This is a genomic window from Flavobacterium sp. PS2, from assembly GCF_046250155.1.
Classification (GTDB): domain Bacteria; phylum Bacteroidota; class Bacteroidia; order Flavobacteriales; family Flavobacteriaceae; genus Flavobacterium.
Genome location: NZ_CP176426.1, coordinates 1,047,216 through 1,061,054 on the forward strand (window position 1 = coordinate 1,047,216; position 13,839 = coordinate 1,061,054).

The window sequence follows — 13,839 nt, forward strand, 5'->3', positions numbered from 1 at the left end:
ACAACTACAAGTAATTATAATATGCAGCACAAGCCCCCTCAGAAGAAACCATTGGTGCTCCTAATGGATTAGACGGTTTACATTTTTTCCCAAATTCGGGGCATTGGTTTGGTTTTTTAGTTCCTCTTAAAATTTCTCCTGCAATACAATTTTGGTCTGTCTTTTTATTACTACTGTTAATCGAAAATCGAGAATTAGCATCATATTTTCTATAGTTTTCTCTCATCACCAATCCACTATTTTCGATTACGCCAATACTTCTCCACTCTTGATCTCCAATTGTAAAAACAGTGTCTACAACCTCTTTAGCTTTTACATTCCCTTCTACTTTTACTAGTCGGGTATATTGATTTTCAACTTCAAATTTTCCTGCTTCTAATTGTAGTACAGCATGATAAATAGCCCGAAGCAAATCGGCAGGTTCAAATCCAGAAATTACAATCGGAATTTTATATTTTGCAGAAATAGGATAATATTCTTCCAATCCTACTATTGTACATACATGTCCGGCTCCCAAAAAAGCATCAATAGTACAAAACTCATCAGATAAAATAGTCTCCATAGCAGGCGGAACAAGTACATGCGAGACTAATAAACTAAAATTATCCAAGTCTAATTTTTGAGCATGAATTACTGCTAAAGCAATACTTGGGGCTGTCGTTTCAAATCCTACTGCAAAAAATACAATTTCCCTATCAGGGTTTTGTGCAGCTATATTTACCGCCTCCAGTGGGGAATATAGAATACGTAAATCTCCCCCTTCAGCCTTAGCTTGCAACAGACTTTGAGAAGAACCTGGTACTCGGGTCATATCCCCAAATGAACACAAAATTACATCTTGCTTCATCAATTGTATTGCCTTATCTATTAAAGAAATTGGAGTTACACATACAGGACAACCAGGCCCATGAATCATTCTTATGTTTGAAGGCAATAAATCCAACAAACCGTTTTTAACTAATGAATGCGTTTGTCCACCACAAATTTCCATTATATTCCAAGGCTTTGTAGTTATTTTATGCAATTCGGTAATATACTGTTTTACCAATTCAGGATTTCTATACTCTGAGAGATACTTCATGTCAAACAATATTTAAAAGTTCAATTATAAAAACTAAAGTTGAATTGGGCTGAATCATCGGAGGTGCTCCAATTTCGGCGTATGCCAAATGATGTGGGATATAAACTTTCCAGCGAGAGCCTTCTGGCATTAATTGCAATGCTTCTTGCCAACCTTGTATAGTCTGCAATAATTTAATTTTCTGTGCACCAGTTTCTTTAGTCGAATCAAAAACATTCTTATTCAGCAAATAGCCTTCATAAATAACATTTACAGTATCTGTTCTTTTAGGAATACTTCCATTTCCTTCAACTAAAACTTCGTATTGCAATCCACTTGAAAGCGAAATTATTCCTGCCTTTTTAGAATTTTTATCCAAAAATTCTTTTCCAATTTCTGCATTCGTAATCTTCAATTCTTCTTGTAAAAGTGCTACATAATTATTAAAGATCTCGATAGATCGTTTAGGAGAAATCTTCGAACTTGCTTTTCCAAATACAGATTGCATTCCATCTACAAAATCTTCGTATTTTATTTCGTCAAAACCTATATCTTTTAGACTTAATGCCATCACCACTCCCGCAGAATAAGAGATTTTATCTTTCTCTTCTGTTTTACCAACATGCCCTAATAATTCTAAAATATCCATGATTTATTTTTTTATATGTAAATAGTAATTGAGTTGTCCAAATGAAATATTTTCGTCATTGGGAGAAACTATTTTATGAAAATGAAGCTTATATTTTGGTTTTAAATGATCAACAATCAAATCTATAAGTACTGAGTTTTGGAAAACTCCTCCGCTAAATGCTAATTCTTTTGCTTTTGAAAAATTTGCTACTTTTTCAATACATTTTACCAAAGTATAATGAAAATTAAGAGCGATAATTTCTATACCAACATTCTTTTTACGAGCTGTAATAATTTGCAATAAAATTCTTCTTACAGGAACCAGGTTGGTAATTATTTCATTTTTTAAATAATCTTCTAATTCTAAAACAGGTTTATCATATCCTCTTTGAGCCAAATTTTCAAGATATAAACCTGCTTCTCCTTCAAATGATATATTATCCAGAAAACCTAAAGTAAAGGCAACAGCATCGAATAATCTCCCCATAGAGGATGTTTTTATTTTTGCGAGCCCTATCTCATTTTTATAAATTTTCAATTCGTTTTCATCAAAAAAATTTCGAAAAAAAGTATTATTCCCACTTATAGAAAATGCAGCAATTTTTGGATTTTTTGACATTTTATCTCCCATAATCCATGGGTAATATTCTAAATGACCAACTCTTTTAATCTTATTAGCATTGTAACGTAGAAACTCTCCTCCATAAATTTCATTTTCATTTCCAAAACCCATTCCATCCCAAATAACACCTAAAACATTCTTTCTTCCCCATAGCTTTTTCTCTCCTAAAATTGCTGCAAAATGAGCTTCATGATGTTGAACTTTCAGAATTTCTTTTTGATTTTTCGCATCTGTAAAATCACTAATAATTTGACTGTTATGATAATTTGGATGTTTATCACAAATAATAACCTCAGGCAAGAAATCAAAAATTTGCAGATACTTTTTTATTTTTTTATCAAATCGATCATAAGCATCATAATTACTTAAATCTCCATTATATTCGCTAACATAACATTGATTGTTAGGACTAATTGTAATAGTATTTTTCAAATCTCCGCCTAAGCAAAGTATTTTTTGATTGGTATCATTACAAAAATCTTTTTTAAAATTTGGAGCAAAACCTCTGGATCGTCTCAGGATTATTTTTACTTTGTTCTTTTCCGAAAATTTAATTACACTATCATCTTGAGGATGTTCTATCTCTAAATTATGATGGAGAAAAAAATCTGCAATAGGTTTTAAAATAGTCGTAGCCTCTTTTTCGTTTGTGCAAATTGGTGCCCCGTGAAAATTACCACTAGTAGCTATTAAAGGAGCATTAAAAACAAATGAAATTAATTGTAAAATGCCTGAATTAGGAAGCAGCGCTCCAATTGTTCTCATTTCTGGAGCAATTTCACCTACTGCCAGATTGCTTTGATCTTTTAAATTTAAAATAACAATAGGTGCTTCAACAGATTTTAATTGTTTCTCTTCTATTTTATTACAATTCAAATTAGCAACAACCTGACTGAAATTTGGAAATAAGACTGCAAAAGGTTTTTTTAAACGTCTTTTCCGACTTCTTAATTCCATTATAACCTCTGAGTTCCTAGCATCACATAGTAATAAATATCCCGAAATATTTTTTACAGCTATAATTTTCCCTTTTTTTAATTCATCTGAAATACGTTTGAAAATTTGCAAATTTGTACCTATAATTTTCTGATTTTCTTTATCAGTAAAAGAAAGTTGAACCCCGCAATCGGGACATGAATTTGTTTGCGAATGAAAACGAATATCTTTCGGATTACAATATTCTTCAGAACATGCTTGGCACATTCGGAATTCATTCATGCTCGTATTTTCTCTTTCAAAAGGGAATTTCCTGGTGATAGCGTAACGAGGACCACATTGTGTACAAGTAGTAAAAGGGTAAAAATAACGTTTGTTCTCAGAATCTATAACCTCATCTTTACAGCTTTCGCAAATTGCAAAATCTGGTGTTAAAGGTAAATTTGCCGAAATGTTTTCTGCTGTTGGTTTTATATAAAAAATTTCGAATTTTTCTTTTGTAGTAAATTCTGAAATCTTAATCGCTGTTATTTTTGCATTCTTAGGATATTTTTTTTTAATCGTTTTGTGAAATTCAAATACTCTTTCGGGCTCTCCACTTGCTATTATAATCACTCCCAATTCATTATTTGAAACATAACCAGTCAGTCCAAATTCAGTAGCTAAATTATAAACAAAAGGGCGGAAACCAACACCTTGCACACGTCCAGAAATGATTATTTGAAAAGAATGATTCAAGGTTTAGTTTTTATTAAAATTTTCAATTAATTGAATAATTTTTTCTGTTACTTCTTTTATCGCACCATCGACTTTTGGAGAAAGCTCCATAAGCATTGGTTCCATTTTAGAAATCGTAATTGTATACAAATAAATTTCGGGCATCGTATCAAGCATAGTCAAAATTTCGACCATGTCCTTTAATCCAAAATTATGACCACTTAAAGAAATTGGAAAATCATTAGAAAATCTGGGTGTTAAGAGTGTAATAGTCCCTTCTTCTTTTCCATCCATTGTTGCATCTACAATAATTACTTTTTTATGGTTCTCGATGCATGGAATTAATGTAAATCCTCCTGTTCCTCCATCAATAAAAGAGATATTTTCGGGAAAATCGGTCTTCTCAATCCTGTTAATAAAATGCACTCCAACACCCTCATCCCCCATTAAATAATTACCAATACCAAGTACTAAAATTTCATTTCCATTAGAGTGAAACTCATCATATTTATATGGCATATTGACTTTTTCTGTAATCATCTTTGCTTTTATATTTTTTTATTTTCTTCTTGATTTCCAGTATTTATCACAACTTCTTTTACATCGTCGGCAATTTCATCTTTTCTAACCCTTTCGGTTCGTACAAATTTATATCCACTTACCATAGCCGATGTCTCACCCAATCCTTCCAACCAATCATGAAAGAATACTAAATAAACATGAACGATTGCAAACAAGATAAAAGTCCAGGTAGTAATATGATGAATAGTCCTAACATTAAAATCTCCTCCTAACAAGTTTACAACCCAACCAAACATCTTTGGTAAAAACCAGGTCGATGTGGGAGCATACATTGCAAACCCTGTCGCTATCATAACAAGTCCCATAAAAAACATAACCAAATAAGAAGCTGCAGCGACACTATTATGTCCTACAGCTCCTGTAGGAGAATTATTTGTTTCTTCATTTTGCAAAAAAATATCGTATTTAATAACGTGCCACATCCTTTTAAATCCTTCTTTCTTAAAAGGAAGAAATACACGCCAATTAGCGTATTTATTCCCTTTGAAAGCAAAATAAACCCTCAAAATCATCACTGCTACCAATAGATAGGCACATATAAAATGGATTTCACGAACGTAGCCAAACCAAAATTGTTCTGTAGCTTCTTTGCTGGAGATAATTCCGGGCGGATTTGCAATAATAAATCCTGTTGCGACTAATCCTGTAATAGCCCAAGCATTTACCCAATGAAAAATACGCACGGGTAATTGCCATATATAAGCTCTTTTATAATCGTTGGTTTTTGTTGGCATACTTTACAATTTAAATTAAGAATTACAAATTGTGATATCGTTTACTTCTTTAATAATATCTCCATTTTCATCGTATAAATGAACTGCACAAGCGATACAAGGATCAAATGAATGTATCGTTCTAATGATTTCTAATGGTAATTCTGGATTTGCAACTGGTGTATTTAGCAAACTACTTTCGTAAGGAGATCGTTGCCCTTTTGGATCTCTGGGAGAAGCGTTCCATGTCGATGGAACTACTTGTTGATAATTAGCCACTTTTGCATCTTTTATAACAATCCAATGGCTCAAAGCGCCTCGTGGTGCTTCGACAATACCTACTCCTTTAGCCTCTTTTGGCCAGGTAGACGTTTCCCATTTTTCTGTATTTGCGATATTGGTATCTCCTTTTTTGATATTCTCAATTAAAGTATCAAAAAATTCCAGATTCCAGTTTGCCACTAATTTTGATTCTAAAGCTCTGGCGGCAGTTCTTCCTAAAGTCGAGAATAGTGCTGCGGCTGGAACTTGCAATTTTGATAATGTAGAATCAATAGTTTCTTTAAATTCCTCTCTTCCGGACGCATATCCAACTAACATTCTAGCAAGCGGACCTACTTCCATCGCATGACCTTTCCATCTTGGTGTTTTGATAAAACTGTATTTTTCATCAACATTCAAATGTGTATAAGGTGGTTTAGGACCTGTGTAATTTATTTTGGTTTCTCCGCTCCACGGTTGTCTTCCTAAGTTACCATCTCCTTCATAATCATACCAGGAATTGTTTACATACTCTTCTACTGTTTTTAAATCTCTTAAATCTAAGTCATGAAGTTTAGATAAATCTTTATTCAAAATAACTCCCGACGGGAATTTAAAATTAATATCGTTTGTATTATTATGCCCCTGCATTGGGAATTCTCTAGAAGACATAAAATTATGAAACCCTCCAATAGCCCCCCAGTCTTTATAGTATCCTGCAATGGCAAGAACATCTGGAACATATACTTGTTCTACAAATTGTTTTCCTTCTTCTAAAAGTTGTCTTACGTGGGCAAGTCTTTCTGCATTTAGTCCACTTGCATCATCAAGGTTAATAGAGCAAGCCATTCCTCCAACTAAAAAATTGGGGTGTGGATTTTTACCACCAAAAATAGCATGTACTTTCACAATTTCTTTTTGCCACTCTAAGGCTTCCAAATAATGTGCAGTTGCCATTAAATTAACTTCAGGTGGTAGTTTCATTTGTGGATGTCCCCAATAACCATTAGCAAAAATTCCTAATTGACCACTCTCTACAAATTTTTTCAGTCTTTTTTGTAAATCCGAAAAATAACCTGGTGAACTTTTTGGCCAATTTGAAATAGATTGTGCTATTTGAGAAGTTTTTACAGGATCTGCATTCAAGCCACTTATTACATCTACCCAATCAAATGCGTGGAGATGATAAAAATGAACTACGTGATCATGTAAGTATAAAGCTCCTAGCATAATATTACGAACCATTTCTGCATTTGGAGGAACTACAATTCCAAGTGCATCTTCAACAGCCCGTATTGATGCGGTAGCATGGGAAGCTGTACAAACCCCACAAGTACGTTGTACAAAAGCCCAAACGTCTTTTGGATTCCTGTCTTTTACAATGTTTTCAAGACCTCTAACCATAGTCGAAGATAAAAAGGCTTCTTGTATAGTTCCATCCGAAATTTCTACTTCGGCTCTAAGATGTCCTTCTATTCTAGTAATTGGGTCTACCACTATTCTCTCTGCCATTCTTTATTATTTTATAGATTATAAATCGTCTAAGTGTTTTTCGTTTTCAGTTGCCTGATTAATTCTTTGATTTAGCTCTTTTCGTTTTGATACATTAGAGAGGATGGCATGAACCCCAATACCTGCAGCAACTCCACCAAGGGCAATTTTACCTATTGTATCGGCATTTGCTTCTATATCACCCGCTGATACAGAAGAGTCCCTTGAATAAAAACTTCCTGCGTCCCAGAAATCTTTGGCACTACAGCCTAAACAGCCATGTCCGGATTGAATTGGGTAGCTTACCCCTCCATTCCATTTCATATTACCGCAAGCATTGTAGGTACTAGGTCCTTTACAACCAACTTTGTATAAGCAATATCCTTTTTTTGCATTCTCATCATCAAAATTTTCGACAAATAATCCTGCGTCAAAATAAGGTCGGCGATAACAACTATCATGGACTCTTTTAGAATAAAATGCTTTTGGTCTACCTGCATTATCTAGTTCTGGCAATTTCCCAAAGGCAACAATATGTACAATAATACCAGCCATTACCTCTCCTATAGGAGGGCATCCCGGAACATTGATAATTGGTTTATCGGTAATGATTTTGTTTATAGGTACTGCTCCTGTAGGATTCGGTTTTGCTGCTTGTACACAACCAGATGTTGCACAACTTCCCCAAGCAATTATCGCTTTTGCCCCTGCAGCAGATTCTTTTAGTATATCAACAGCGCTACGGCCTCCTATACAACAATAATTTCCGTCGGCACCAAGAGGTATAGAGCCTTCAACACAAAGAATGTATTCTCCTTTGTATTTATTCATTGTTGCTTGTTTAGCTGCTTCGGCTTGATGCCCAGAAGCGGCCATTAGTGTTAGCGTGTAATCTAATGATATTTTGTCTAAAATAATATCGGCAACAATAGGATGATCCGAACGAATAAACGACTCACTACAACAGGTACATTCCTGAAAATGTTCCCAAATAACGGGTAATCTGGGTGTCCTTTCTAATGCTTTTGTGATCTGTCCTATTGCAGAACTTTCTACACCCATATATGCCCCTATATATGCTACAAATTTTAAAAAATCTCTCCTACTATAACCTTGTCTTTCGATACTATTATAATAGGTCTCATTCTTTTTGACTTTATCCTCCATCCTTAAGTTAGTTTTTAAAACACTTCATGGTCTATTTGATTTAGAATACTCAACATTGCAGACCAATATTTTCATTAAATATCAATACTTCAAATTTTATTTTATTTTTCCTACAATTTTATGATAATTATCATGTTCTGAAAGGTTTAATAAACTTAAATTGACCCCTAAATTTTGTCCTAAAAGCAAATTCAATATGCATGAACTTTCTATTGTCTCCTCTATTGTAAAAACTGCTCATCAAGAAGCAGAGAAAATAAAAGGAAAAAAGGTCTTAGAAATTTATCTCGAAATAGGAAAATTATCTGGCGTCGAGATGGATTCTTTTCATTTCGTATGGCCATTGTGCACTAATAACAGTGTGCTGGATGGTTCCAAATTATTTGTTGAAGAACCTGTCGGGAGGGCAAAATGTGCAGAATGTAATCACACCTTTATTATCAAAAAAATATTTGATTCCTGCCCCAATTGCAACAGTCCTTTTAAAGAAATTTTAGAAGGGAAAGAACTAAAAATTAAAAAATTAATTATAAAATAGAAAATTATGTGTACCACCTGCGGATGTAGCTCTGATGAGAATGAAATAAGATATACTAAAATGGGCGAAAAACAGAATCATTCTAACAATAGTAATTTTCATCATCACCATCATGATAATGAACTACAACATGATCATGAACATGACCACGAACATACTCATGACCATAATCATAACCACAGCCATCATCATAGTCATAGTCATGATCATAGTCACGAGATAAGTGTGATACAATTAGAAAAAGATATTTTACATAAAAACCAATTAACTGCCGAGAGAAACAGAGGTTTCTTTGAAGCTTTAAATATTTTCTCAATCAACTTGGTGAGTTCTCCCGGATCAGGAAAAACATCATTACTGGAACGAACAATTACTGATTTAAAAAGTAAAATAACTTTTTCAGTTATCGAAGGGGATCAACAAACCACAAATGATGCTGACAGGATTCACAAACTTAATGTTCCTGTAATTCAAATAAATACTGGAAAAGGATGTCATCTTGATAGCGAAATGATCTCGAGAGCTGTTAAAGAATTGAAACCTAAACAAGATTCGATTATGATGATTGAGAATGTTGGAAATCTAGTTTGTCCAGCAATGTTTGATTTAGGAGAATCTAAACGTATTGTAATTATATCTGTGACCGAAGGTGAGGACAAACCCTTAAAATATCCTGACATGTTTTATGGTTCGCAAATATGCATCATCAATAAAATAGATTTATTACCATATTTAAAATTTGATTTAGAAAAATTAAAAGAATATGCCAGAAAAGTAAATCCTCAATTAGAATTCTTTGAAGTTTCGGCCACATCTGGAGAAGGGTTAGAAGCATGGTATACCTATTTAACCCAATCAATAAACCAATAACAGTATGTGTTTAGCAGTCCCTGGTCAACTTAAAAAAGTAACAATGCAACTCGATGAAACTTTTAGAATTGGAAACGTTTCATTTGAAGGAATTATTAAAGAAGTCAATCTAACGCTTGTTCCCGAAGCAAAAGAAGGCGATTATGTTTTAGTACATGTTGGTGCTGCTATAGGTATTATAGACGAAGAAGAAGCCAAACGTACTATGGCAGTTTTAAAGGAAATGGGGGAAGAAATTTAAATTCTAAAAATGAATAATTCTAAAAATTCAGAAGCAATTTATCTACATCACGGAAGCGGTGGAGAACATATGACGCAATTATTAAATGATGTTATTTTAAAGATTTTAAAAAACGATATTTTAGATGTTCGACATGATGGTGCCTTTATAAATTTACAAGGAAATTTAGCCTTTTCTACCGATAGTTATGTTATTTCTCCCATTTTCTTTAAAGGAGGAAACATTGGAGAGCTTGCTGTAAACGGAACTGTAAATGACCTCTCTATGTGTGGAGCAATTCCTAAATATCTCTCTTTATCATTAATAATTGAAGAAGGTTTTAGTTTAGACGAATTTACCCAGATTATTAAATCTATAAAATCGGCTGCCGACAAAGCTGGTGTTTTTATTGTTACCGGAGACACTAAAGTAGTCGAAAGAGGAAAAGGAGATAAAATTTACATTAATACTTCTGGAGTTGGAATTGTACATGAAAAAGCAAATATAAAAATTGGAAATATTCTCAAAAACGATGCTATACTTATAAATGGTCCTATAGCATCACACGGAATGGCAATCATGTCGGAACGGGAAGGTCTTCAGTTTGACAGTGATATATTGAGTGACACCACAAACTTAAACGAGATTACACTTGAATTGATAGAAAAATATGGTGCTAAAATTCATTTTCTAAGGGATGCAACACGCGGAGGTCTAGCCTCAGTATTACACGAAATTGTAACTGAATGCAATTTTGGAGTGAATCTTTATGATGAAAATATAAAAGTAGAAAATCAAGTAAATAGTGCCTGTGAATTACTGGGTTTAGATCCCTTATATGTTGCCAATGAAGGCATATTTGTGTGTATTGTTGATGCTGAAATTAAAGACGGAGCTTTAGCAATTTTACAAAAAAAGAATCCTCATGCTTCTTGCATAGGTTTTATAACCGAGGACCATCCTTTAAAAATTATCACCGAGAGTGCATTTGGCGGTAAAAGAGTTTTATCTCCATTAATTGGGGAACAATTACCTCGAATTTGTTGATTGGTTAAATTAATATAATACTCATCTTGTAAATTATTTATTAAGATAAAAAACTAAATTTACTATTTTTAAAATATGATACGATAATGACATACTTATCTTAAGTAGAATCATTTATGCCGTAAGAATATCTTAATATTACAATCAAATAGTAATTTTAGTTTAAATCAGTAAATCTTAATGAAACAAAAAACAACTATCTTCTTATTCCTTATATGTTCAGCTGCTAACTTATTTTCACAACCAAAAAAAGAGACTTATCATTTTAAAGAAGATATAAATACATCTATTGAAAAAGATACTGTCGCATGGAAATATCAATCAGGAGCTGTTTCTTACTCTATGAGTGGCTACTATCAGGAAGCTCTAGAAGCTTGGGATAAAAACGGAGCTACAATACCAAAAATAACAAAAGAGGATAGTTTATATTTTAAATCGTTTAAACCAAAAAATGCAAAAGAATATATTATAAATCGTTCTAAAAATGAGCAAGTTGTCATAATAAATGAAGCTCACAATAATTCAAGACATAGAGTATTTACTACATCTTTATTACAGGGACTTTATGATAATGGTTACCGTTACTTAGGAATAGAAGCTCTTTGGAACAGCTTGGTAAATACGAATAAATTTACTGTTGAAGAAACTGGTTTTTATACGAAAGAACCTCAATTTGCTAACTTGATTAATGAAGCAATAAAAATTGGCTTTATACTGTTTGACTACGAATATACATCTGAAAAAAGCATAACAGGAAAAGAGAGAGAAATAGAACAAGCTTTAAACATTGCTAAAATAATTAAAGCAAATCCAAACGCTAAATTTTTAATTTACTGTGGATATGATCACATTATAGAAGGAGTTCCCAGAATTCAATCTTGGGAAAAAGCAATGGCTGGAAGATTAACAGAAATAACTGGAATAAATCCTTTTACTATTGATCAAATTTCAAGTTCAGAGAGAGGACAATTAAAGCTTAACAATCCTTACATCCAAATGGTTAATCTAGATTATCCTGTGATTATGATTAATGACAATGGTGAAACATTTAACGGAAAAATCAACAACGATACAAAAATTGACTGCTCTATAATACATCCTATTACCAAATATAATAATGGCAGACCGAATTGGTTAACTTTATCCGGAGAAAGAAAAACATATAAAATTCCAAATTCTATAATAACCGAATATCCGGCATTAGTTTTAGCATATAGAAATAATGAATTTGAACAAAACGGGATTCCCGCTGATATAATCGAAATTTCAGATAAAAACCAGATAGGAAATCTAATCTTGAGCAAAGGAGATTATAAAATAACAATTAAGAATAGACAATACAATATAGTAAAAGAGTATTTACACCAAGTTAAATAAAAGAATAAAAGGCATAAGAAACTAAATCTTATGCCTTTTGTTTTATATAGAAATCTCTTGATTATCTTGAGTAATTTGGAGCTTCTTTGGTAATTGTTACATTATGAGGATGACTCTCTGTGATTCCGCTAGAAGTGATTCTAACAAAACGTCCTGACTCTTGTAATGTCGGAATATCTTTTGAACCGCAATATCCCATTCCTGCACGAAGTCCTCCGATAAACTGAAGCATACTTTCGTTTAATTCTCCTTTATAAGGAACACGACCTACAATTCCTTCTGGAACTAATTTCTTAACATCATCTTCAACATCTTGAAAATATCGATCTTTTGATCCCGTTTGCATAGCTTCAACAGAACCCATTCCGCGGTAAGATTTGAATTTTCTTCCTTCGAAGATAATCGTTTCACCTGGAGATTCTTTTGTTCCTGCTAGTAATGAACCTAACATTACACAATCGGCTCCTGCAGCAATAGCCTTAGGAATATCTCCTGTATAACGTATTCCTCCATCGGCAATTACTGGTACACCAGATCCTTTTATTGCTGCAGCAACTTCTAATACTGCCGAGAATTGAGGGAATCCAACTCCTGCTACGATACGTGTTGTACAGATTGAACCAGGTCCGATTCCTACTTTTACACCATCGGCACCATTTTCTACTAAATATTTAGCAGCTTCTGGAGTTGCAATGTTTCCAACAATTACATCTATTTGTGGGAATTTTGATTTTACTTCTTTTAAGGTATTTACAACACCTTCTGTATGTCCGTGAGCGGTATCAATGATAATGGCATCTACTCCTGCTGCAACTAATGCTTCTGCTCTTTGAACTGCATCACCAGTAACTCCAATTGCGGCAGCTACTCTTAAACGACCAAAAACATCTTTATTAGCAATTGGTTTTTGGGTAAGTTTAGTAATATCTCTAAAAGTGATTAATCCAACTAATTCATAGTTTGCATTAACAACTGGTAATTTTTCTATTTTGTGACCTTGTAAAACTACTTCGGCTTGTTCTAATGAAGTTCCTTCGGCTACAGTTACCAAGTTTTGACTTGTCATAACTTCAACAATTGGTCTTGTTCCATTTTTTTCGAAACGTAAGTCACGGTTGGTAACAATTCCTTTAAGGATTCTGTTTTCGTCAACGATTGGGATTCCACCAATTCCGAATTCTTTCATTGCCATTTTAGCATCTGCAATTGTAGAACTTAATGGTAATGTAACTGGATCGATAATCATTCCTGACTCTGCACGCTTTACTTTACGTACTTTGGCAGCTTGTTGCTCGATGGTCATGTTTTTATGCAAAACACCAATTCCACCTTCTTGCGCCATAGCAATTGCCATTGAACTTTCGGTAACGGTATCCATAGCAGCAGATACGATTGGAACGTTTAGCGTTATGTTTCGAGAAAATTTTGATTGGATACTCACTTCGCGAGGAAGCACATTCGAGTAGTTAGGTACTAATAATACATCGTCGTAAGTTAAACCTTCGCCGATAATCTTGGAGTTGTGTGCTATCATGGTGCAATTTCTAGTTGAATTGCGTGCAAATATAGTGAATAAATTGAAAACTTTTACATTATACTATTCAGAAA

13 protein-coding genes are annotated in these 13,839 nt (G+C 33.5%); 5 read left to right on the forward strand and 8 right to left on the reverse strand.

Going from position 1 to position 13,839, the window contains the following annotated elements:
- Positions 1-4 precede the first annotated feature (4 nt).
- Genes hypD through ACJ6WR_RS04415 form a run of 7 tightly spaced genes read right to left on the reverse strand, consistent with a single transcriptional unit; the run spans position 5 to position 8,179 of the window.
- On the reverse strand, positions 5-1,081 hold the full coding sequence (gene hypD, locus ACJ6WR_RS04385) for a hydrogenase formation protein HypD (protein ID WP_409417162.1): 1,077 nt from the start codon (positions 1,079-1,081) through the stop codon (positions 5-7).
- A gap of 1 nt (position 1,082) precedes the next feature.
- The gene (locus ACJ6WR_RS04390) at positions 1,083-1,709 is read right to left on the reverse strand and encodes an FKBP-type peptidyl-prolyl cis-trans isomerase (RefSeq protein ID WP_052250167.1); all 627 of its coding nucleotides are present in this window, start codon (positions 1,707-1,709) and stop codon (positions 1,083-1,085) included.
- 3 nt (positions 1,710-1,712) lie between these two features.
- Positions 1,713-3,986 carry a carbamoyltransferase HypF gene (hypF, locus tag ACJ6WR_RS04395; RefSeq protein ID WP_409417163.1) on the reverse strand — a complete coding sequence of 758 codons (2,274 nt, stop codon included), beginning with the start codon at positions 3,984-3,986 and terminating at the stop codon, positions 1,713-1,715.
- A gap of 3 nt (positions 3,987-3,989) precedes the next feature.
- On the reverse strand, positions 3,990-4,505 hold the full coding sequence (locus ACJ6WR_RS04400) for a HyaD/HybD family hydrogenase maturation endopeptidase (RefSeq protein WP_240474642.1): 516 nt from the start codon (positions 4,503-4,505) through the stop codon (positions 3,990-3,992).
- 8 nt (positions 4,506-4,513) lie between these two features.
- Positions 4,514-5,281 carry a Ni/Fe-hydrogenase, b-type cytochrome subunit gene (cybH, locus tag ACJ6WR_RS04405; protein WP_039111170.1) on the reverse strand — a complete coding sequence of 256 codons (768 nt, stop codon included), beginning with the start codon at positions 5,279-5,281 and terminating at the stop codon, positions 4,514-4,516.
- Between the two features lie 15 nt (positions 5,282-5,296).
- Positions 5,297-7,033 (reverse strand): nickel-dependent hydrogenase large subunit, encoded by a 1,737-nt coding sequence (locus ACJ6WR_RS04410; RefSeq protein WP_039111171.1) that lies wholly within the window; start codon positions 7,031-7,033, stop codon positions 5,297-5,299.
- Between the two features lie 18 nt (positions 7,034-7,051).
- Positions 7,052-8,179, reverse strand: coding sequence for a hydrogenase small subunit (locus ACJ6WR_RS04415; protein WP_039111172.1), 1,128 nt, complete (start codon positions 8,177-8,179; stop codon positions 7,052-7,054).
- 196 nt (positions 8,180-8,375) lie between these two features.
- Between ACJ6WR_RS04415 and hypA the strand changes: the two genes are divergently transcribed.
- The 5 genes from hypA to ACJ6WR_RS04440 all read left to right on the forward strand — a co-directional run bounded on the left by hypA (position 8,376) and on the right by ACJ6WR_RS04440 (position 12,231).
- Positions 8,376-8,717 (forward strand): hydrogenase maturation nickel metallochaperone HypA, encoded by a 342-nt coding sequence (gene hypA, locus ACJ6WR_RS04420; protein WP_409417164.1) that lies wholly within the window; start codon positions 8,376-8,378, stop codon positions 8,715-8,717.
- Positions 8,718-8,723: 6 nt separating this feature from the next.
- Entirely contained in the window at positions 8,724-9,587 is an 864-nt protein-coding gene (gene hypB, locus ACJ6WR_RS04425) for a hydrogenase nickel incorporation protein HypB (RefSeq protein ID WP_086894105.1), read from the forward strand.
- Between the two features lie 4 nt (positions 9,588-9,591).
- On the forward strand, positions 9,592-9,828 hold the full coding sequence (locus ACJ6WR_RS04430) for a HypC/HybG/HupF family hydrogenase formation chaperone (protein ID WP_039111175.1): 237 nt from the start codon (positions 9,592-9,594) through the stop codon (positions 9,826-9,828).
- 9 nt (positions 9,829-9,837) lie between these two features.
- Positions 9,838-10,854: a hydrogenase expression/formation protein HypE gene (gene hypE / locus ACJ6WR_RS04435; RefSeq protein WP_409417165.1), complete on the forward strand. Its 1,017-nt coding sequence runs from the start codon at positions 9,838-9,840 to the stop codon at positions 10,852-10,854.
- A gap of 180 nt (positions 10,855-11,034) precedes the next feature.
- Positions 11,035-12,231, forward strand: a complete 1,197-nt coding sequence (locus ACJ6WR_RS04440; RefSeq protein ID WP_409417166.1) for a hypothetical protein — start codon at positions 11,035-11,037, stop codon at positions 12,229-12,231.
- A gap of 61 nt (positions 12,232-12,292) precedes the next feature.
- Here the strand turns inward: ACJ6WR_RS04440 and guaB are convergent, their stop codons facing one another.
- Positions 12,293-13,765 (reverse strand): IMP dehydrogenase, encoded by a 1,473-nt coding sequence (gene guaB, locus ACJ6WR_RS04445; RefSeq protein WP_039111178.1) that lies wholly within the window; start codon positions 13,763-13,765, stop codon positions 12,293-12,295.
- Positions 13,766-13,839: the final 74 nt, after the last annotated feature.

Excerpts from the sequence above, each read along its gene's own strand:
- hypA (WP_409417164.1), top strand. The coding sequence starts at position 8,376 with ATGCATGAACTTTCTATTGTCTCCTCTATTGTAAAAACTGCTCATCAA.
- ACJ6WR_RS04415 (WP_039111172.1), bottom strand. The coding sequence starts at position 8,179 with ATGGAGGATAAAGTCAAAAAGAATGAGACCTATTATAATAGTATCGAA.
- ACJ6WR_RS04390 (WP_052250167.1), bottom strand. The coding sequence starts at position 1,709 with ATGGATATTTTAGAATTATTAGGGCATGTTGGTAAAACAGAAGAGAAA.
- hypE (WP_409417165.1), top strand. The coding sequence starts at position 9,838 with ATGAATAATTCTAAAAATTCAGAAGCAATTTATCTACATCACGGAAGC.
- ACJ6WR_RS04430 (WP_039111175.1), top strand. The coding sequence starts at position 9,592 with ATGTGTTTAGCAGTCCCTGGTCAACTTAAAAAAGTAACAATGCAACTC.
- ACJ6WR_RS04400 (WP_240474642.1), bottom strand. The coding sequence starts at position 4,505 with ATGATTACAGAAAAAGTCAATATGCCATATAAATATGATGAGTTTCAC.
- hypD (WP_409417162.1), bottom strand. The coding sequence starts at position 1,081 with ATGAAGTATCTCTCAGAGTATAGAAATCCTGAATTGGTAAAACAGTAT.
- guaB (WP_039111178.1), bottom strand. The coding sequence starts at position 13,765 with ATGATAGCACACAACTCCAAGATTATCGGCGAAGGTTTAACTTACGAC.
- cybH (WP_039111170.1), bottom strand. The coding sequence starts at position 5,281 with ATGCCAACAAAAACCAACGATTATAAAAGAGCTTATATATGGCAATTA.
- ACJ6WR_RS04410 (WP_039111171.1), bottom strand. The coding sequence starts at position 7,033 with ATGGCAGAGAGAATAGTGGTAGACCCAATTACTAGAATAGAAGGACAT.
- hypB (WP_086894105.1), top strand. The coding sequence starts at position 8,724 with ATGTGTACCACCTGCGGATGTAGCTCTGATGAGAATGAAATAAGATAT.
- ACJ6WR_RS04440 (WP_409417166.1), top strand. The coding sequence starts at position 11,035 with ATGAAACAAAAAACAACTATCTTCTTATTCCTTATATGTTCAGCTGCT.